Annotated in this window: 24 protein-coding genes and 1 pseudogene; 15 read left to right on the top strand and 10 right to left on the bottom strand. The window is 72.9% G+C overall.

Translation table 11 applies throughout. From position 1 onward, the window contains the following. Positions 1-147: 147 nt before the first annotated feature. The gene (locus AC07C1_RS13780) at positions 148-525 is read right to left on the bottom strand and encodes a VOC family protein (RefSeq protein WP_478938874.1); all 378 of its coding nucleotides are present in this window, start codon (positions 523-525) and stop codon (positions 148-150) included. Positions 526-637: 112 nt separating this feature from the next. Next, positions 638-1,351, bottom strand: a complete 714-nt coding sequence (locus AC07C1_RS13775) for an SDR family oxidoreductase (RefSeq protein WP_478938873.1) — start codon at positions 1,349-1,351, stop codon at positions 638-640. Positions 1,352-1,491: 140 nt separating this feature from the next. Here AC07C1_RS13775 and AC07C1_RS13770 point away from each other — a divergent pair, with 140 nt between their 5' ends. Together AC07C1_RS13770 and AC07C1_RS13765 are read left to right on the top strand one after the other, a co-directional pair. Continuing rightward, the gene (locus AC07C1_RS13770; protein ID WP_478938872.1) at positions 1,492-2,289 is read left to right on the top strand and encodes an SAM-dependent methyltransferase; all 798 of its coding nucleotides are present in this window, start codon (positions 1,492-1,494) and stop codon (positions 2,287-2,289) included. Positions 2,290-2,824: 535 nt separating this feature from the next. Then, complete coding sequence (locus AC07C1_RS13765; RefSeq protein WP_478938871.1) at positions 2,825-4,303, top strand: glutamate-cysteine ligase family protein; 1,479 nt, start codon at positions 2,825-2,827, stop codon at positions 4,301-4,303. A 29-nt stretch (positions 4,304-4,332) separates the two neighbouring features. Here the strand turns inward: AC07C1_RS13765 and AC07C1_RS13760 are convergent, their stop codons facing one another. Beyond that, positions 4,333-4,464: a hypothetical protein gene (locus tag AC07C1_RS13760; protein ID WP_478939038.1), complete on the bottom strand. Its 132-nt coding sequence runs from the start codon at positions 4,462-4,464 to the stop codon at positions 4,333-4,335. 169 nt (positions 4,465-4,633) lie between these two features. Continuing rightward, positions 4,634-5,026, bottom strand: coding sequence for a winged helix-turn-helix transcriptional regulator (locus tag AC07C1_RS13755; protein WP_478938870.1), 393 nt, complete (start codon positions 5,024-5,026; stop codon positions 4,634-4,636). 130 nt (positions 5,027-5,156) lie between these two features. Here AC07C1_RS13755 and AC07C1_RS13750 point away from each other — a divergent pair, with 130 nt between their 5' ends. After that, entirely contained in the window at positions 5,157-5,807 is a 651-nt protein-coding gene (locus AC07C1_RS13750; RefSeq protein WP_478938869.1) for an FMN-dependent NADH-azoreductase, read from the top strand. A gap of 415 nt (positions 5,808-6,222) precedes the next feature. Here the strand turns inward: AC07C1_RS13750 and AC07C1_RS13745 are convergent, their stop codons facing one another. Continuing rightward, a complete protein-coding gene (locus tag AC07C1_RS13745; protein ID WP_478938868.1) occupies positions 6,223-6,981 on the bottom strand; it encodes a PDC sensor domain-containing protein in 759 nt (252 codons plus the stop codon). Positions 6,982-7,018: 37 nt separating this feature from the next. After that, entirely contained in the window at positions 7,019-7,378 is a 360-nt protein-coding gene (locus AC07C1_RS13740; protein WP_478938867.1) for an FCD domain-containing protein, read from the bottom strand. On the opposite strand from AC07C1_RS13740, the gene AC07C1_RS13735 reads away from it, so the two are divergent. From AC07C1_RS13735 to AC07C1_RS13695, 9 genes and pseudogenes are all read left to right on the top strand, one after another. Beyond that, the gene (locus AC07C1_RS13735) at positions 7,377-8,192 is read left to right on the top strand and encodes an ABC transporter permease (protein ID WP_478938866.1); all 816 of its coding nucleotides are present in this window, start codon (positions 7,377-7,379) and stop codon (positions 8,190-8,192) included. The two genes, AC07C1_RS13740 and AC07C1_RS13735, sit on opposite strands and share 2 nt — an antisense overlap. Before the next feature lie 354 nt (positions 8,193-8,546). After that, positions 8,547-9,227 carry a maleylpyruvate isomerase N-terminal domain-containing protein gene (locus AC07C1_RS13730; protein ID WP_478938865.1) on the top strand — a complete coding sequence of 227 codons (681 nt, stop codon included), beginning with the start codon at positions 8,547-8,549 and terminating at the stop codon, positions 9,225-9,227. A 103-nt stretch (positions 9,228-9,330) separates the two neighbouring features. Further along, positions 9,331-9,612 carry a hypothetical protein gene (locus AC07C1_RS13725; protein WP_478938864.1) on the top strand — a complete coding sequence of 94 codons (282 nt, stop codon included), beginning with the start codon at positions 9,331-9,333 and terminating at the stop codon, positions 9,610-9,612. 533 nt (positions 9,613-10,145) lie between these two features. Next, a complete protein-coding gene (locus AC07C1_RS13720) occupies positions 10,146-10,310 on the top strand; it encodes a hypothetical protein (RefSeq protein ID WP_478938863.1) in 165 nt (54 codons plus the stop codon). Between the two features lie 2 nt (positions 10,311-10,312). Then, positions 10,313-10,588, top strand: a complete 276-nt coding sequence (locus AC07C1_RS13715) for a DUF4190 domain-containing protein (protein ID WP_478939027.1) — start codon at positions 10,313-10,315, stop codon at positions 10,586-10,588. Between the two features lie 58 nt (positions 10,589-10,646). Beyond that, positions 10,647-11,381, top strand: a complete 735-nt coding sequence (locus tag AC07C1_RS13710; RefSeq protein WP_478938862.1) for a YqjF family protein — start codon at positions 10,647-10,649, stop codon at positions 11,379-11,381. Further along, positions 11,378-12,007 (top strand): annotated as a pseudogene (locus AC07C1_RS13705) (hypothetical protein); the annotation flags it as partial. The gene AC07C1_RS13710 and the pseudogene AC07C1_RS13705, both read left to right, overlap by 4 nt. A 54-nt stretch (positions 12,008-12,061) precedes the next feature. Further along, positions 12,062-12,613: a hypothetical protein gene (locus AC07C1_RS13700; RefSeq protein WP_478939026.1), complete on the top strand. Its 552-nt coding sequence runs from the start codon at positions 12,062-12,064 to the stop codon at positions 12,611-12,613. After that, positions 12,610-12,816: a hypothetical protein gene (locus AC07C1_RS13695; protein ID WP_478938861.1), complete on the top strand. Its 207-nt coding sequence runs from the start codon at positions 12,610-12,612 to the stop codon at positions 12,814-12,816. The genes AC07C1_RS13700 and AC07C1_RS13695 overlap by 4 nt, the downstream gene beginning before the upstream one ends. A 30-nt stretch (positions 12,817-12,846) precedes the next feature. Here AC07C1_RS13695 and AC07C1_RS13690 read toward each other — a convergent pair whose 3' ends face one another. Next, complete coding sequence (locus AC07C1_RS13690) at positions 12,847-13,266, bottom strand: CBS domain-containing protein (protein ID WP_478938860.1); 420 nt, start codon at positions 13,264-13,266, stop codon at positions 12,847-12,849. 301 nt (positions 13,267-13,567) lie between these two features. Between AC07C1_RS13690 and AC07C1_RS13685 the strand changes: the two genes are divergently transcribed. Beyond that, positions 13,568-14,176 (top strand): DMT family transporter, encoded by a 609-nt coding sequence (locus AC07C1_RS13685; protein ID WP_478939025.1) that lies wholly within the window; start codon positions 13,568-13,570, stop codon positions 14,174-14,176. 354 nt (positions 14,177-14,530) lie between these two features. On the opposite strand, the gene AC07C1_RS13680 is transcribed toward AC07C1_RS13685, so the two are convergent. Further along, positions 14,531-15,160 carry a TetR/AcrR family transcriptional regulator gene (locus tag AC07C1_RS13680; RefSeq protein ID WP_478938859.1) on the bottom strand — a complete coding sequence of 210 codons (630 nt, stop codon included), beginning with the start codon at positions 15,158-15,160 and terminating at the stop codon, positions 14,531-14,533. Between the two features lie 94 nt (positions 15,161-15,254). Here AC07C1_RS13680 and AC07C1_RS13675 point away from each other — a divergent pair, with 94 nt between their 5' ends. Next, positions 15,255-16,076: an NAD(P)H-binding protein gene (locus tag AC07C1_RS13675; protein WP_478938858.1), complete on the top strand. Its 822-nt coding sequence runs from the start codon at positions 15,255-15,257 to the stop codon at positions 16,074-16,076. Positions 16,077-16,307: 231 nt separating this feature from the next. Here AC07C1_RS13675 and AC07C1_RS13670 read toward each other — a convergent pair whose 3' ends face one another. After that, positions 16,308-16,697, bottom strand: coding sequence for a RidA family protein (locus AC07C1_RS13670; RefSeq protein WP_478938857.1), 390 nt, complete (start codon positions 16,695-16,697; stop codon positions 16,308-16,310). Positions 16,698-16,769: 72 nt separating this feature from the next. Between AC07C1_RS13670 and AC07C1_RS13665 the strand changes: the two genes are divergently transcribed. Continuing rightward, on the top strand, positions 16,770-17,714 hold the full coding sequence (locus tag AC07C1_RS13665) for a LysR family transcriptional regulator (protein WP_478938856.1): 945 nt from the start codon (positions 16,770-16,772) through the stop codon (positions 17,712-17,714). On the opposite strand, the gene AC07C1_RS13660 is transcribed toward AC07C1_RS13665, so the two are convergent. Continuing rightward, positions 17,680-18,162 (bottom strand): carboxymuconolactone decarboxylase family protein, encoded by a 483-nt coding sequence (locus AC07C1_RS13660; RefSeq protein WP_478938855.1) that lies wholly within the window; start codon positions 18,160-18,162, stop codon positions 17,680-17,682. The two genes, AC07C1_RS13665 and AC07C1_RS13660, sit on opposite strands and share 35 nt — an antisense overlap. Positions 18,163-18,222: the final 60 nt, after the last annotated feature.

The raw sequence follows: 18,222 nt of genomic DNA, 5'->3' as shown, positions 1-18,222 counted from the left end.
CGTGTCGCCCACCACGCCCCCTGGATCCCCCAGCCCTCTTGGACTGATCTTCCATTTCTGGACTGGAAGGCTAAACAGTCCAGGGGGCCCTGTCCAGAGCTGCCACACTCCGGCCGCGTGTCCGCGGATGGGATCCGGGCCGACGCTTCAGCCGCCGGCCCGCTCCGCCGCGCCGCGTTCGACGCACAACTCGTTGCCCTCGGGGTCGTGGAGCGTCACCCACCCCGTTCCGTCCGGCCGGCGGTGGTCGCCCTGAAGCGTGGCACCGAGGGCCAGCAGGCGCTCCACTTCCTCGTCCCGGGTGCGGTCCCGGGGCTGGAGATCCAGGTGGACGCGATTCTTCGTCGTCTTGGGGTCTGCGACCCTGACGAAGAGCAAGGTGGCGGTCGCGGTCCTGACGAGGGCCTCGGGGTCGCCCGGAAAGTCGTCGTCGGCGAGCGAACCGTCCAGGGTCTGGGCCCAGAACGTCGCCAGCGCATAGGGATCGGCGGCGTCGAAGGTGACATGACGAATCAGGGAACTCATGTTCGCCACTTGATCACAGGTTCCCCGCCGGGCGCCCGGAAATGACCGGTCCCGGCACCGGCCACCTCCGCGCGCGACCGGTGACCCGGGCCCTGGTGTCCGGTCAGCACACCTAGGGCCTCTCGTTCGCCAGCTCCGGGTACAGCGCCGCCAGGTCTCCCGAGAGTCCCGCCTTCACCTGGCGTGAGACGTCGTCCGCCAGCACCTCGTACGCCCCGGCTTCGACGCCGTCGAGCGCCACGGCGGCCACCTCGTGGGGCGTGGACTTGGGTGCGTCGACACCGGAGGTCATGTCGGTGTCGATATAGCCGACGTGCAGTCCGGTGACCCCGATGCCGCGCGGACGCAGCTCCAGGCGCAGGGAGTTGGTCTGCGACCACAGAGCCGCCTTGGTGGCGCTGTAGGAGCCGGCGACGCCCAGCCAGGAGAGCACGGAGTGGACGTTGAGGAGGTGTCCGCCGCCGTTGCCTTCGATGACCGGCACGAAGGCGCGCGTGACCAGCAGCGGCCCGAAGAAGTTGGTCTCGAACTCCCGGCGGACGTCGTCGACTGCCGCGTCGAGGAAGGGCGCCGCCCCGAGCGAGATGCCGGCGTTGTTGATCAGCACGGTGGCGTCGTGCGCCCGTGCCGCCGCGGCCTCGACGGACCGGGGGTCGGTGACCTCCAGGGCGAGGGGCACGGCGTCGGGATGGGTCACACTGCGCGGGTCGCGGGCCGTGGCGTACACCCTGGCGGCGCCGCGCGCGTACAACTCCTCCACCAGCGCCTTGCCCAGGCCACGACTGCCGCCGGTGACCACGACGACAGAGCCCTTGATCGAAGTCATGTTTTTCTCCAGATGGGAAACTGATCGGTTTCCACCACCGTAAACCGATCGGTTTCCCACGGCAAGGGAGGGTGGCCGTGGGAAGCTTTGGCCAGCCGTTCACGGGCCGAGGCCGTGACGGTCGCCGAGAGGAGCGCAGCGTGACCCAGGACGGCGTCCAGGCCGTGAACATCGACACCAGCAAGCCGCATCCCGCGCGGATCTACGACTACCTCCTGGGCGGCAAGGACAACTACGAGGTGGACCAGCGGGCGGCCGACGAGCTCGCCGCCGCGGCACCCGAGGCGCGGATCGGGGTGCGGGCGAACCGGGCCTTCCTGCACCGGGCCGTCCGGTACGTCGTCGGCAACGGAATCCGGCAGATCCTGGACATCGGCACCGGCCTGCCCACCTCGCCGAACGTGCACGAGGTCGCCCAGGAGGCGGCGCCGGACGTCCGCGTCGCCTACGTCGACAACGATCCGATCGTGGCCGCGCACGGCAACGCGTTGCTCAGCCGCTCCGGTACGACCAGCATCGTCCTGGGCGACCTCCGTGACCCACGTTCCGTCCTGGACCACCCCGAAGTCCGCAAGGTCATCGACTTCGACCAGCCGGTCGCCCTGCTCCTCGTGGCCATCCTGCACTTCCTCACGGACGCGGAGCAGCCCGCCGGCGTCGTCGCCACCCTGCGCGACGCGCTGCCGTCGGGCAGCTACCGGGTGCTGTCGCACGGCACGGGCGACTTCGCCGACCGCAGCGCCGCCCAGGCCGTCTACAACAAGGCCACCGCCTCTTTGAACCTCCGCTCCCGGGCCGAGGTCGAGCGGTTCTTCGACGGCTTCGAGTTGGTCGAGCCGGGCCTGGCCCAGGTCCCGTTCTGGCGCCCGGACGGCACCCCGCCGCCCCGGTCCGCCGAGATCGGTTTCCACGGCGGCGTGGCCCGCAGGCTCCCCTGACCGGACCACCGCGTCGGCGGGCCCAGTCCGGCCGGCGGTGCGCGCGACCGTTCCCGGCGCCGGACGCGCCCCGCTGACGGTGCTGCCCCTCCACCACGAACGCGTTGACCCGTCCCCCGGCGATCTGCTTCTTGCCCGCAACCGGCTGCGCCACCGCGGGCTGCGGCGAGGAGGAGTTTGACGCTCCAGACATGGAAGGGCTACGGGACGACCCAGGTCATGCCGAGCTTGCTGTCGACGGAGGAGGAGTAGGTGCCGAGGCAGGCGGCACTGGGAGAGGTTCTCGAACTCCTCCGGATGTCCCGGGCGGCGGCCGCCCGGGCCGGGGAGACCAGCGACCCGGCGGACGCGGGCGGCGCCGGACCGGCGCTTCCGGTCAGCAGATGGCGACGGGAGGGGCGTGTACATGGTTCGGAGCGGTCACGCCTTCGCGGCGTAAGCTCACCCGTGGCCGGGCGGGATCCGCTTGGTGCGGTTCGCGCGATGGTGCGACGCTGGGTGGAGAGTGTCCGCCGAGGCGAACCCTGGAGGGCCGATGGGACGGGACGTCCCGGCGCTCGTCTTCACCCGCGAGGACCGCCGCCGGTACCGGGTCAAGATGCAGGAGTGCCTCGACGCGCTGGCGCAGATGCTGCGCGAGGCACGGTTCGAGTCCGAGCGGCCGCAGGTCGGCCTGGAGATCGAACTGAATCTGGTCGACGACGCGGCCGAGCCGGCGATGCGCAACAGCGATGTGCTGGAGGCGATCTCCGACCCTGCCTGGTCCACCGAGCTGGGCCGGTTCAACCTGGAGATCAACGTCCCGCCCCGGCGGCTGACGGCGGGCGGCCCCGACGCGTGGGAGTCGGAGATCCGTGCCGCGCTCAATCACGCCGATCAGCGGGCCAGGTCGGTCGGCACCCGGCTGATCATGATCGGGATCCTGCCCACGCTGCGCCAGCCGGACATCGGCGAGGGGGCGTTGTCGGAGAACCCACGCTACCGGCTGCTCAACGACCAGGTGTTCGCGGCCCGGGGCGAGGATCTGCGCATCGAGGTGGACGGCGTGGACCGGCTGCGGACCTACGCGGACACGATCACCCCGGAAGCCGCGTGCACCAGCACCCAGTTCCATCTGCAGGTGTCGCCGGAGGAGTTCGCCGCGTACTGGAACGCGGCGCAGGCGATCGCCGGGGTCCAGGTGGCGCTGGCGGCGAACGCGCCGTTCCTGTTCGGCAAGGAGCTGTGGCACGAGACCCGTATCCCGCTGTTCGAGCAGGCCACGGACACCCGCCCGGAGGAGATCAAGGTGCAGGGGGTGCGGCCCCGGGTGTGGTTCGGAGAGCGGTGGATCAACAGTGTCTTCGACCTGTTCGAGGAGAACCTGCGCTACTTCCCGGCCCTCCTCCCCCTGTGCGACGAGCAGGACCCCGGAGAGACCCTGGACCGCGGTGACGTTCCCGAACTGGGCGAACTCACCCTCCACAACGGCACGATCTACCGCTGGAACCGCCCGGTCTACGCCGTCGCCCACGACGTACCGCACATCCGGGTGGAGAACCGGGTGCTGCCCGCCGGGCCGACCGTCGCCGACACCCTCGCCAACGGCGCCTTCTACTACGGTCTCACCCGGGCGCTGGTCGAGGAGGACCGGCCGGTGTGGTCGCGGATGTCCTTCGCGGCCGCCGAGGACAACCTGCACACCGCCGCCCGGCACGGCATCGAGGCGCTGCTGTACTGGCCGGGGATGGGCGAGGTGCCGGTGCCGGAGCTGGTCCTGCGCCGGTTGCTGCCGCTCGCGCACCGCGGCCTGGAGCATTCCGGCATGGACGCGGCGTGGCGGGAGCCGCTGCTCGGGATCATCGAGCAGCGGTGCGTGACGGCACGCAACGGCGCGGTGTGGCAGAAGGAGATGTTCCATCACCTCGACGCCTTCACGCACTCCGGCCGCCACGAGGCGCTGCGGCGGATGACGCAGCTGTACATGGACTACATGCACCTCAACGCCCCGGTGCACACCTGGCCGGTCGACTGACCCATCTCGGGCGCGCGGTGCCAGGACGGTCACCGCCGGGTCGGACGCCGAGTCGCGAACGCCTCCTCGGTGAGGACCGGTTCGGTCAGCCGCGACGGGATACCGGTGCCGTCGAAGGTACGGCCGGTGCGGGTCAGGTACTCCTCGCCCGACGGACGCACAAGAGCCGTCCGCAGCCGGGCCGCACCCCGCCCCGCCGACCCGTACGGCCGGCCCGGAGAGGGATCCGGTCCGTACGGCGTCGCGGCGGGCCGCGGCCATCCCGCCGCGCGACCGCTTCGCCCGGGAGGCCCCGGCCCATCGCGCCGTGATCTCGACCGGCGCGTCCCGCTATGCCGTCGTGCCGGCCGGCCGCTCCCGCCCCACGCCGGCACACGGCTCGGCGTCCGGCAGGTGGGTCTTCGCCCACTCCGCCAGTTCCCTGAGCGCGGGCTCCAGCGCGGCCCCGGACTCGGTCAGCCGGTACGAGACCCGCAGCGGCGGGCCCTCGTCGACCTCGCGCAGGACCAGGCCGGCGGCGCCGAGTTCCGCCAGCCGGTCGGACAGCATGCGCTCGCTGATACCGGGAACCGCCCGTCGAAGGTCGGCGAAGTGCGCGGGCTGCTCCACGAGGACGGCCACGATCGGGCCGCTCCAGCGCTTTCCGAGCAGCTGGAAGACACGGGTGATGCCCTCGTCCACCCGCTTGCACGCCGCGCTGTCGTGGTTCTGGTCCGCCGCCATGGGATCAGGGTACTACCCCGACGTGAGGGGGTGAAAAAAAGTAAGTCCCTGTGCTAGAGATAGTTAGGTACGAAACGTCAGCCCACTCGCTCCGGCCCCGGGCTGCCCCTTCCGTCTTCTGGAGACACCCATGGCGACCCTGCTGCACATCGATTCCTCCGTGTTCCCGGCCGAGGCGTCGGCCTCGCGCGCCGTGACGGCGGCCTTCCGCTCGCACTGGCAGGAGCAGCACCCGGACGGCACGGTCATCCACCACGACCTGGCGGCACAGCCCGTCCCGCACATCAACGCGGCCGCGCACACCGCCGGCTTCGCCGACCCGGCCTCCCACACGCCCGAGCAGGCCGCCGCCTTCGCCGAGCGGGTACGGCTGATCGAGGAGCTGGAGCAGGCGGACGCGGTGCTGATCGGCGCCCCGATGTACAACTACACGATCCCCTCGACGCTCAAGGCCTGGCTGGACAACGTGATCCTCTTCGGCCGCACCGCGGGCGCCACACCGTCCGCCAAGGGCACCCCGGTGACCGTCATCGCCAGCCGGGGCGGCTCCTACGCGCCGGGCACCCCGCGCGAGCCGTACGAGTACGTACAGAACTACCTCACGGCCATCCTTGCCGACACCCTGGGCCTGGAGCTGGACTTCATCGTCCCGGAGCTGACCATGGCCCCGCACAACCCGGCGATGGCCGAACTGGTCCCGCTGTTCGAGGCCTCCCGGGACCGCGCCCTCGAGGAGGCGGCCGCGAGGGCGAAGCGGCTCGCCGAGCACCCGGCGGCCTGAGACCGCTCCCGACCGGGGTGCCCGTCGTCGCGGGCCCGGGTCGCGGCGACTTCAGCGCGCGAAGACCGTACTGGCGGCGTGACATGCACGGCGGTGCAGGCGAGCATGCTCGGCGGGGCGTCACGGCGTCACAGGTGCACCGCGCCGGTGACGCCCCACGGCCCACGGCCCACGGCCCACTGGGGCGGGGACCGGCTCACCGTATACACCTCCGGCCAGGGCGGTACGACCGTCCGGGGCCGCCGGCGGGGCCGACACGGCCGGGTGGGCGACCGGCAGGTCGCGCGGGCAGTACACGGCCAGGATCACTGTGATCCCGGCGGGCATCAGGGCGCCGAGGCCCTCAAGTCCGGCCCGTGACGCGGCACGTCACCGCGCGCCGGCCCGGGCCCCGCGCCCGTGAAGGCTCGCGCGCTCAGGCCAGCACGAGCACCAGCGGGATCCCGCGGCACGGGACCAGGCGCATGTCGTCGTACGTGCCGGGGCGGCCCCGGCTGAGGAGTGCGCCGAAGTCCGGGCCCTTGGTGAGGGAGCCGGCCAGGTGGGCGGGGTCGGCGGAGGCGGCGACCCGGCCGCGGGCGTTCACCAGACGGGCCGGGCGGGACAGGCGCCGCAGCAGCGGCAGGACAGCGGCTTCGAAGTGCCGCAGGTACACGTCGGCGGCGGTCACTCCGGCGAACCGTCCCTGGACGTGCACCGGTTCAGACAGAGTGAGGCTGTGCTCGTCGGAGCAGAGGTAGTCGACGTATGGTCCGGCCACGGCTCGGTGCCCGGTGTCGCGGGGCAGCGCGAACCAGTCCCAGTGGGTGTAGTCGGAGTACGCCGACCGGCCGGGATCGAGGTCGAGGAGGAGCGGGCGCACCTCGCCTTCGGCACCCTGCCACCACTCCAGCCAGGCGGGTACGTCGGTCAGCAGCCCGGGGGCGGCGACGAAGCCGACGCCGGAGACGAGTTCCTCGCGGGTCAGGCACAGGTGCAGTCCGGGGCGGAGGGCGGCCAGGTCGGCGCTGGCGGGCCGCCGGCCCCGCGCGGCCACCCGGTCGAGGAGAGCCGTGGTGTCCCTACGGGTGGCGGCGACCGTGTCGAAGACGGCCTCCAGCGCACCGCCCACCTGCCCGGCCACCCACGTCTCCGTTTCCGAGTCGAGGGTGGCGAGCCCGGGGCTCCAGCCCATGATGTCCTCCAGCGGACGGGAACCGGACGCGGCGCGGTCAGAGGGTGAGGCGTACGGCGACGAGCCGCGCCGTCGACTCCCGGACGCACCGCTCGGCCAGCGTGCCGGCGGTTTCGTGGGCCCCATCCTGCACGGCGGAAATCACGGAGCGGTGACGGTCCGCAACTTCTTCACGATATGCGTCGTCGGCCAGGACGAGACAGAGCAGGGCACCCACCTCGCTCTGCAGCGCGACCTGTTCGCGGGTGAGCCGGGCGGACTGGGCGGCGGCGGCGAGTTCGACGTGGAAGCGGCCGTGCCCGTGGTCGTGATCGTCCTGTACCTGCTGGCGATCCGCCGTACCGGCGCCCTGAACAGCCTGTAGCCCGCCCGAACGCCTGGAGAGGAAGAGCGCCATGCATCTCAGCCGCACCGCGCGCATCGCCCTGCGCATCGGCGCCGGGCTCGGTTTCGCGGTGATCTACGTCCCGCTGCTGCTCGTCCTCGTCAACTCCCTCAACCCCGACCGCAGCGCGAGCTGGCCGCCGCCGGGGCTCACCCCGCACTGGTGGTCGGTGGCCGCGCACAACTCCGGCGCCCGCGAGGCACTGTGGGTCTCGGTGCGGGCGGGGCTCGGCGCCACCGCGATCGCGCTCGTCCTCGGCACCCTCATCGCCTTCGCCGTGGCCCGCCACCGCTTCTTCGGCCGCGGCACCGTCTCCTTCATCGTGGTCCTGCCGATCGCGCTGCCGGGCATCGTCACGGGCATCGCCCTCAACTCGGCCTTCCGTACGGTCCTGGAACCGCTCGGCGTCGGTCTCGGGCTGTTCACCGTGATCGTCGGACACGCCACCTTCTGCATCGTGGTGGTGTTCAACAATGTCGTGGCGCGGCTCCGGCGTACGGCGGCCTCGTACGAGGAGGCGGCCATGGACCTCGGCGCGACCACGTTCCGCGCGTTCGCCGATGTCACGTTCCCGTTGGTCCGCTCCGCGCTGCTGGCCGGCGGTCTGCTCGCCTTCGCCCTGTCCTTCGACGAGATCGTGGTCACGACGTTCACCGCGGGGCCCAGCGTCGAGACCCTCCCCATCTGGATCTTCGGCAACATGACCCGCCCGCAGCAGGCGCCGGTGGTGAACGTCGTGGCCGCCGTCCTCGTCCTGCTGTCCGTCGTCCCGATCTACGTCGCCCAGCGCCTGTCCGCGGACACGGCCACGTCGAGCCGGGTGTGAGCGGTGCGCGGCCGGTGATGTCGCGGCCACCGCGGGGCGGGCTTGGGTGTTCGGCCTGAAACCCCGTGCCGCCCTTGCCAGAATGGGACCACTGGGTCGTCGTGGGCGTACGCGTGGGTCGTCGCGGGCGTACGCGTCGCAGCTGACCGGGGGGGAGCGGGTGGAACAGCCGGCGAACGAGCCATCCCACACGGTGGGCGTGGCCGCGCTGTTGCACGCCATGCCGCCGCTGAGAGAGCGTGAGCGCACCAGGCGCGCCCTGCTGTCCCCACGCCGGCCCGTGTTCGGATTGGCGCCTCCTGCTCCTTCCGCCACGCTCAGACGGCCCACCACCGCACACCGTCAGGAGACCGCATGACCACGCAGAGCCCGACGAGCCGGGCGCGGACGCTGCGCGCCGCCTATGACGCCGCCTCGGCCGTGGTCTCGGACCTGGGCGAGGAGGAGTCGTGGCTGCCGACCGGCTGCACGGGCTGGGCGGTCCGCGACCTCGTCTTCCACTGCCTTCAGGACGCGCAGCGCGCTCTGGTGGCCCTGCACACGCCGTCGGACGGGCCCGTCGACCGCGACGCGGTGACGTACTGGCAGGACTGGCGGCCGGATTCCGCCGGGGCAGCGAACGGCCGCCGCTGGACGCGCGTGAACGGGAGCATGTCCCTGGACTTCGGTCAGTTGCGGGAGCTGTACCTGGAGACGCTCGCGGCGGCCGTGCACGCGGCGGACGCGGCCGATCCCGCCCGGGTCGTGGCCACGCAGGGGCACGCGCTGACGGCCGGCGACCTGATCACCACCCTCGCGGTGGAGGCGACCGTTCACCATCTCGACCTGACCGTCCGGCTCCCGCTCGCCCCGGGACCCTCGCCCGAGGGCCTGGCCGCCGTGCGCGGCACGCTGGACGGTCTGCTCGGCCGGCCCGCCCTGCCGGAATGGAGCGACGGCCACTACGCCCGCGTGGGCACCGGGCGGGCCGCGCTCACCGACGCCGAACGCGCTGCCCTGGGCGCGGCGGCGGACCGGTTCCCGCTGTTCGGCTGAGGGTCGGCCGGCGCCCCGGCCGCACGCCCAACGTGGGGACAAGCGCGGGCGACCCCTGCGCGGTGCGGGGCTTGCCGGTCAGGTTGATGGAAACCTGCGCCTCATGAACAACCCTCCCAGCATCAACAGTTACGTCGACCGGGTCACGGCCGGCCCCGGCGGGGCGATGACCGACGAAGCCGGCGTCATCACCGGCGATCTCACCGTCGCGACCATCCTCCTGTCCGACGGCCACAGTGTGCGTGTCGCCGTCCAGCATTCCGGCAGCGACACCTGGTACACCCTCGCCGGGGGCCCGGCCCCGGTGCCGGCCGGCCAACTCGCGGCCTACCACCGCGACCTGCTCGGCCGCATCCGCCGGGGCGGTGGAACACGCGCCACCTGAGCCGGGCGGACGAGGCGGAGGCGGCCCGTGGAGACGAGGACACGGTCGCCCGGCACCGGGTCCTCGACGACGCCGGAGCCCTGCGGCCGTTCGGCGTGGGCGACGTCACCGGGCTGCTCGCCGCTGCCGACGCTCACGCCAGCGCTCCCCGGCCGCCCCGGCCTTGGCGTTCAGCCGGTCCCGGCCGGCCGATACCAGCAGCGCCAGTGGCGTCACGACAAGGCCGATCAGCAGGGCGGGCCCCAGTCCGTGACTCTGAGTGTCTTCGGTGGACTCATGTCCGTCAGGTGCCCGCTCCGGGCGCCGACATGAAGCACTCACCGCCCCCTCGCAACCGCTGATGGACCGTCATAAGTACGCCATGCACGGCGAAAAGCTGCGTGAGACGGCCGCCCATGGGTAACCCGCGATGTCATGAACGCGTTGAAGAAGCGGCCACCGCAGCCGCAGCACAGGCAGCCGGGGAAGCAGGCGACGGCACCGGTGGGGAAACCACCGGCCGTGGCCACCGCGACCGAAGCGGGGTGGTAGGCGTGCTCTTCCTGGTCGTCGCCCTGCTTCTGCTGGGCATCGTCGTGGGAGCGGCCGCCTATCTCCCCTGGCCCCTCACGCTGGTGTTCGGCTCGCTCATCGCCGTCTGGCTCGTCGTCTTCGCGGGACGCGAGCGGCGGCGCCGCAATCGGACGAGGAGGGCATGACGATGCGGCTGACCGCTCCACCCGCGCGCCGGACGGGCCGGCAGGACACCGAAGGCATGGCCGTGGCCTCCTTCGTCCTCGGACTCGTCGGGCTGCTCGTCCTCAATCTCGTCCTCGGTCCCATCGCCATCGTGCTGGCCGTCATCGCCCTGCGCCGGGACACCCCACGCCGGTTCCGCGCGCTCCTCGGACTGGGGCTCGGGGTCGCGGACCTGGTCGTATTCGCCGTCCTGGCGTCCGCGCACACAACGACGTCCTGGTCCGTGTGGGGCGGCTGAGCCCACCGGGAAGTGGCACGCCGGGTTTCGGCATCTGTCTCCGGGGGAGTCGGTGCGCGTGGTCTCGTATGGACCGGAGCAGCGTGTGCGGGTCCCCGCGCTGCGGGCCGACTGGCTGACCCAGACGTTCGTGCACTGGGCCTACTCCCCTGATCAGGTCCAGCTCCTGCTGCCGCGGGGGCTCGCCGTGGACACGTGCGACGGATCGGCGTGGGTGAGCCTCACGCCGTTCGTCATGGCCGGTGTGCGCCCGCCGGGGTCCCCCGTCGCCCTGCCGCCCTTCGCGGAGACCAATCTGCGCACCTATGTGCGTGGCCCGGACGGCCGGGACGGCCTGTGGTTCCTGTCCATCGAGGTGGCCTGCCCGGTGATGCTGGCCGCCCGCACGGTGGGGGTGCCGTACCACGCCGGCCGCCTGGAGCTGGCGCGGCGCGAGGGCTCGGTGGCCTACACCGGCGCCCGGCGGAGCGGCGGGCCCCGCTACCACCTGTCCGTCCGGCCGGGCGAGCCGATCCGGCCCATCCGCCTGGACGTGTGGCTGACCTCGCGCTGGCGGGCCTTCACCCGGCGGTTCGGCGCGCTCTGGGAGACGCCGGTCGAGCATGCACCCTGGCCCCTGCGCGCGGCGCGCCTGGACGGGCTGGAGGAGACCCTCACCCGGGCGGCGGGGCTGCCCCCACCCGAGACGGAGCCGCTCGTGCACTTCTCGGACGGGGTCCGGAACGTGCGCCTGGGCGTCTCGCACCCGGTGCGGCGGGGCCGGGTCCGCCACCGTCCCGTCCCGGGCGGATGAACCCGTCCCGGCCGGGCCCCGCCCGGACCGCTCGGCTGCGCTTCGACGGCTGGATCGCCGGTATCGGGACGGCGTCCGGCACCCGCGTGGTGCTCGGCCACTGGCCCCGCTCGCCCTTCGGCCCGTTCAGCGACGTGATGCTGGAACGGGAGGACGGCCACCGCCTGCTGCTGGCCCCGACCCGGCGTACGGCGGACTTCATCGCCGGCACCTACGCCTTCGACGAGGTACGGGTCGTGCCGGTACGGGTCCGCGTCACCGCGGGCCAGTGGACGGTCACCGCGGGTCCACTGCTCGGCCTGCGTCTCACCGTCGGCCGTAGGAGTCTGCCGGGGCTTCTGCTGAGGGCCGTCCCCGGCGCCCTGGCCGCCCGGGCCTGCTGGACGGTGGTGACCGACCCACTCGCCCACCTGCTGCTGGGCGCGCGGACCCGTGGCAGCGCGGGCGGCGGCCGGCGCGAGTGGTACGGCGCGCGCGACCTGCACCGGATCACCGCGGTGACCGCGGTCCACGAAGGGCGGGACCTCGGCTCCCTCGCACCCGTTGAGCCCGCCGTACGGTTCGGTTTCGGCTCGACGCCCCGCACCCCCTGCCTGGTACGCGTCACGACGACGGTGAGTGCGCCGCGCACGCCCGGACGCCGTGGACGCCTCCGTCCGCACCCCCGAGGGAGGCCCGGTATGAACGGCCCACCGCGCTCCGGTACACCCGGGGCCGAGTCCACCGGCGGCACCGACATGAAGTTGCTCGGTGTCTATCTCAACGACCATCTCGCCGGCGCCACCGCGGGCGTCCAGCGGGCCGGCCACCTGGCTCGCGCCTCCCGCGGTTCCCCGCTCGGCCGTGCCCTCGGCCCGGTCGCCGCCGAGATCGGCGAGGACCGGGCGGCGCTGCTGGACATCATGCGGGACCTGGACGTCCCGGTGCGCCGCTACAAGGTCTGGGCGGCCTGGGCAGCCGAGAAGGCGGCCCGGCTGAAGGGCAACGGCCGCCTGGTGCGGCGTTCCCCGCTCAGTACCGTGCTGGAGCTGGAAGCGCTGCGGCTGGGGGTGGAGGGCAAGGCGGCCGGATGGACCACCCTCCGCCGGCTCACCCCGGCCGACGAACGCCTGGACGCCGCGCTGCTCGACACGCTCCTCGACCGGGCGAGGCGCCAGCAGGAGACCGTGGAGCACTGGCGCGCACGCCAGGCCGAGGCGGCCCTGCGGACGCCCGGCCGGGACGCCGCATGATCCCGCGAGCAGGGCGCCGTCCCGCACCCATACGCCTACCTCGGCGTCAGCGGCGGCGCGACCGCCAGTACCTGGGCGTCGCCCTCGTCGTGGTCGAAGCTGACGGTGCCGTTCCCACCGGCGCCTCCGGCACGGTCACCGTGTACGTCCACGGCTGCTACGGGCAGGGCGCCGTGTACGCGGACGACCTGGCCGTCTCCTGACCCGTCCGCCCGGCCGGCTCCGGCCTCACGTCATCGGGTGGGGCCGGCCGCACTGATCAGACCCAGCGTGGACTCGGGGTCGTACTCGACGGCCACGTCGCCCAGGGCGATGATCCCGACCACGCGCCCGTCCTCGACGACCGGCAGCCGGCGCAACGCCTTGCCCCGCATCAGCTGCACGGCACGGTCCACGTCGTCGTCCGGGGCCACGGTGACCAGCTCGCTGCTGCACGCCTCGGCCACCGTACGCCCGGTGACGTCCCCGCCCTCGGCCAGGATCCGCACGGTCAGGTCCCGGTCGGTGACGAGCCCGCGCAGCCGGTCGCCGGCGCAGACCAGGACCGCGCCGATGTCCTCGTCGCGCATGCGGGCGGCGACCACGCAGACCGGGGTGTCCGGCGTCACCGCGACCGGATTGCAGGTCATGATCTCGCGGACCGCCTGAGCCATGCGTACCTCCAAGTCCCTCACCCGACCGTGCTCGTCGGGCAGGTACCCCGGATCCGGCCGTATCGCTCGTCCGGACACCGCCTGTGTGCCGACGGACTCGGCGTCCGACCGCCCGGCCCCGGCGCCCGGGGCCCGATGGCGAAGGACCCGCCGGCCTCCCGGCGCCCGCACGACGGCACCGGCGAAGGCCGGGCGGTCGTCCGTGCCACGGCCGGACCGGGCACGGCGGAGCCGCCTTTCGTAGGCTGAAGGGGCCCGATCCTCCTCCGGGAGGGCTGCCCGCAGGTGGGAGACGGTCGTGATGGAACTGGCGGCGGCGTTCGCCGTCGCGGGAGCCGCGAGCAACGCCGTCGGCACCGCCTTCCAGCGCAAGGCGGCCTCCGCCAGCAGCCGCGGCGGGATCCGGTTGCTCGGGGAGCTGGTGCGCCGGCCCTTCTGGATGATCGGCATGGCCGGCGTGATCTGCGCCGCGTTGTTCCAGAGCCTGGCCCTGATCAACGGCCCGCTCGCGCTGGTCCAGCCGCTGTTCATTCTGGAGCTGCCCTTCGCGCTGCTCGTCGCCGCCCCGTTGATGCACCGGCGGCTGCCCCGCTCGGGCTGGTGGGGAGTCGGCGGCTGTGTGGCGGGGCTCGCCGTGCTGCTCATTGCCGCCGCCCCGCACGGCGCGACCGCGCACGCGCCCCTCGTCCGGTGGATCCCGGCCCTGTCCCTGTGTGCCGGTGTGATGGCCGCGGCCGTTCTCCTCGCCGACCGGGGACGGCCCCGGCCCGGCGCGCCGCACTGCTGGCCGGCGCCTCCGGTGTCCGGCGACGCCGATCGTGTCGGGTTCCAGCCGGAAGACGTCCCGGCCCAGGTGGTCACCGATGAGTGCGGCGAGCCGCGGGGCGAACACGGTGGTGCGCGCGAGTGACACGCGTCGGCGCCGGACGGGCCCGCGAAGATCACGTGCCGGTCACCCCGGGAAACTTCCCTACTCCGATCACCGGGTAATCACTCCAGGACTCGAAAACCCTTCCAGGCGGTCGATTCAGGACTTTGTCCGATCACCGGCGATCCGTTGTGACGCGGAGCCGTGGCAGGCCGCAGCCGCACATGCCTCCGGGACTTTCCGCGCTGATGGCGGGCGGTACCGACCGTCCGGATGCCGGACGACTCGATGGCGACAGCGGACGCGGACCGGCCGGCCGTCCACCGCTCCACCGCTCCACCGCTCCACCGCTCCACCGCTCCACCGGTCGGAGATTGGCCGGATGCCGCTCCGCCCTCAGTCCCGCTGCCCGGCGGTGCCGCCGATCCCGTCGATCCAGGCCCGGAGTCGGTCACCCTGGGCGGCCATCAGGCCCGGGTCCCGGAGGGTGTGGGTGAGAACCGACATGCCCTGGTAGGCCGCGACCAGTTCGACGGCGAGCGCGGGGGCGTCGGAGCGGCCGAGCTGGGCGAACTGGGACTCCACCCAGTCCAGCAGGACCCGCATGACCTTCGCGGCGACCTGACCGAGGCCGTCGTCGCGCTTGTCGAGTTCGCTGGCGAGGGTGCCGAAGGGGCAGCCGAAGCGCGCAGCCGTCTCACGCTGCTCGACCCAGCCCGCGACGAGCGCCTTCAGCCGGGCCGCCGGGTCCGGGAGCGCGTCCAACCGTGCCGTGAGGGTGCCGAGTTGGTCGCAGTGGGCGTCCACCGCGGCCTCGACCAGCTGGTCCTTGGTCTTGAAGTAGTAGTAGACGTTGCCGAGCGGTACGCCGGCCGTGCGGGCGATGTCGCCGAGGGTGGTCTTCTCCACGCCCTGCTCATGGAAGACCTGGACGGCGGCGTTCACGAGGCGCTCACGCTTGCCACCCCGCCCGGATCGGCTCGGTCGCGGTGCCTTGACCGCCGCGTCGGATGCTGAGTCAGTCACCTGACTGAGGATAGCCAACGGTGGACATCCACCGGTGGCGCGGACTATCGTCTCAACTTAGTTAGTCAACTGACTCACATCGGAGGGAACTCTCATGATCGTTGTCACGGGCGCCACAGGGAACGTCGGGCGGAGCCTGGTCACCGAGTTGATCGCGGCCGGGGAGTCGGTGACGGCTGTCGCGCGGCGGATCGGGGACGAGGACGTTCCGCCGGGGGTGCGGGCCGTGGCCGCCGATCTCGGGCGGCCGGAGAGCCTCGTCTCCGCACTGGAAGGGGCCAAGGCCCTGTTCCTGCTCGTAGCGGGCGAGGATCCGGCCGGGGTGCTGCGGCGGGCCGCCGCCGCCGGGGTAACGAAGGTGGTGCTGCTGTCGTCGCAAGGAGTCGGAACCCGGCCGGAGACGTACAAGCACGCCGCGGCCTTCGAGGCGGCCGTGGCCGGTTCGGGGCCGGCCTTCACCATCCTGCGCTCGGGCGGGATGGCCTCCAACGCGCTCGCGTGGGCGGAGCCAGTCCGCCGGTACCGCACCGCGGCCGCGCCCTTCGCCGACGTGGCGCTGCCGTTCGTCGACCCGGGTGACGTCGCCGCGGTCGCCGCGGCCGTACTGCGGGAGGACGGTCATGACGGTGCCACGTACACACTGACCGGCCCGGCGGGCACCACGCCACGGCAGCGGGCCGCCGCCATCGCGGAGGCCCTCGGCGACCCGGTGACGTTCGTGGAGCAGAGCCGGGAGGAGGCCCTGGCGCAGATGGTCCGTGTCATGCCCCGCGCGGTCGCCGAGGGCACGCTGGCCATCCTCGGCGAACCCACCCCCGAGGAGCGGGCGGCCGGCCCGGATGTGGAGCGGCTGCTCGGCCGGCCCGCCACACCTTTCGCCACCTGGGCGGCGCGCAACATCGCGGCGTTTCGCTGAGCCGCCGCGCGTCCCTCCACGCCGTCGCCCGGCACCGTCGCTCGCCTGGTCACCCACCGGACCCGGTGGGCACGCGGTCGGGAGCGGGCACGCGGTGACGCTGCGCGGCGAGGCGTTCCCGGTCGTACGCCTAGTCTCCGTCCGGCGGTGCGTCGGCCGGCTCGACCCGGCGGTTCGTCGGCCGGCTCGACGCCGGGCCCGGATTCGGACCGGTGAGCCGCGCTCGCCGGGTCAGTCGGCGCGGCGGCGGGCGTACACCTCCATCTCGATCTTCATGCGGGGGTCGGCGAGGCCGCACTCCAGCATGGTGGCGGCCGGGCGGACCTCGCCGAACCAGCGGCGCAGCACAGGCCAGCAGGGCTCGAAGTCCGCGCGGTCGGGCAGCAGATAGCGCACCCGCACGACGTCCGCGAAGGTGCATTTCGCCTCCGCGAGCGCGGCCCCGATGTTGCGCAGGCACTGCTCGGCCTGCTCGACCACGTCGTCCGGGATCGTCATGGTGGCGTAGTCGAAACCGGTGGTCCCGGAGACATGCACCCAGTCGCCGTCGACCACGGCACGGGCGTAACCGATCTGCTCCTCGAAGGTCGAGCCACTGAGGATCGCACGTCGCTCTGTCATCCGCGGAACGCTAGGTGACCAGCATGAATACGTCTAATACAAGAATCGGGATCGGGTGATATCTCTGGTGATATGGAGCGCCCCGAACTGCCTCTGCCGCAACTGCACGCCTTCGTCGTACTCGCCGAGGAACTGCACTTCGGTCGTGCGGCCGCCCGCCTGGGCGTCGCCCAGCCGCCGCTGAGCCAGCAGATCCGCCGGCTGGAGGAGAAGGTCGGCCATCCGCTGTTCGACCGGGCGCCGGGGCGCGTGACGCTCACGCCGGCCGGCCGTGCCCTGCTGCCGGCCGCCCGCCGGACCCTGGCCGGGCTGGCCGACGGGCTGGCCGCGGCACGGGCCGTCGGCAGCGGACGGGCCGGCCGGCTGCGAATCGGTTTCGCCGCCTCCCTGGCCCTGACCGTCCTGCCGGGCCTGCTGCGCGACTTCCGGCAGCGGTTCCCCGACGCGCGTCTGGACATCCGCGAGATGACCACGGCACCGCAGCTGGACGCCCTGCGCGACCGGACGATCGACATCGGCCTGCTGCGGGAACCCCCGGCCGGGGAGACCGAGCTGGGTTTCCGTACCGTACTGAGCGAGCCCTTCGTGGCCGTGCTGCCGTCCGCCCACCCGCTGGCCGCCGGGCGGACCGTGCGGCTGGCGGAGCTGGCCGAAGAACCGTTCGTGCTGCTGCCGCGCGCGGTCGGCCCACAGTTGTACGACCGGATCACCGGCCTGTGCGAGGCCGCGGGGTTCACGCCCCGGATGTCGCAGCACGCGGTGGAGTGGCAGACGGTGTGCGCCCTTGTGGAGACCGGGCTGGGTGTGTCCGTGGCGCCGGCGAGCATCCGCCGCATCCGGCTCAGGGGCGTCGCCTTCCGCCGGATCGATCCCGGCACCGCCCGCACCCGGGTCGCCGTGGCGTGGCGCAGGAACGACCGCAATCCCCTGGTCGGGCACCTGCTGGCGACGGTCGGCCGGGAGCGCGGAGGTCAAGGGGCGGTCACCGCTCCGGCCGGACCGGATGCCTGCTCATGATCGAGACCCGGTTGAACGCGTTGATGGTGACGGCCACCCAGATCACCGCGGATATCTGATCGTCGGTGAGCGCTTCGCGTGCGGCCGCGTAGGCCGTGTCCTGCGCGGCGCCGTCCGCGGCGGTGGTCGTCGCCTCGGCCAGGGCCAGGGCGGCCCGTTCGGCGGGCGTGAACAGGTCGGTGTCCCGCCAGGCGGCAAGCACGCCGAGGCGCTGGGGCGTCTCGCCCGCCCGGAGCGCGGCGCGGGTGTGCATGTGCAGGCAGTAGGCGCAGCCGTTGATCTGCGAGACGCGGAGGTTGACCAGTTCCACCAGGGCGCGGTCCAGACCGGCGTCGGCGGCGACGGCCCGGACCGCCTCGGACGTCTGCACCAGGGCGTCGTACGCCTTCGGGCTCTGCTTGTCGATGTGGATGCGCCGGGTGGCGCCGGCCGGAACGGGACTGGTCAACCTGGACTCCTCCGGGTGCCGTCGCCGGCTCCTCGCCCAAGTGGTGCGTGGAACCGGTTT

The sequence above is a fragment of the Streptomyces sp. NPDC045022 genome, assembly GCF_056432605.1.
Note: the sequence above shows the minus strand (reverse complement) of the source record. Positions and strands in the feature narration are given on the sequence as shown.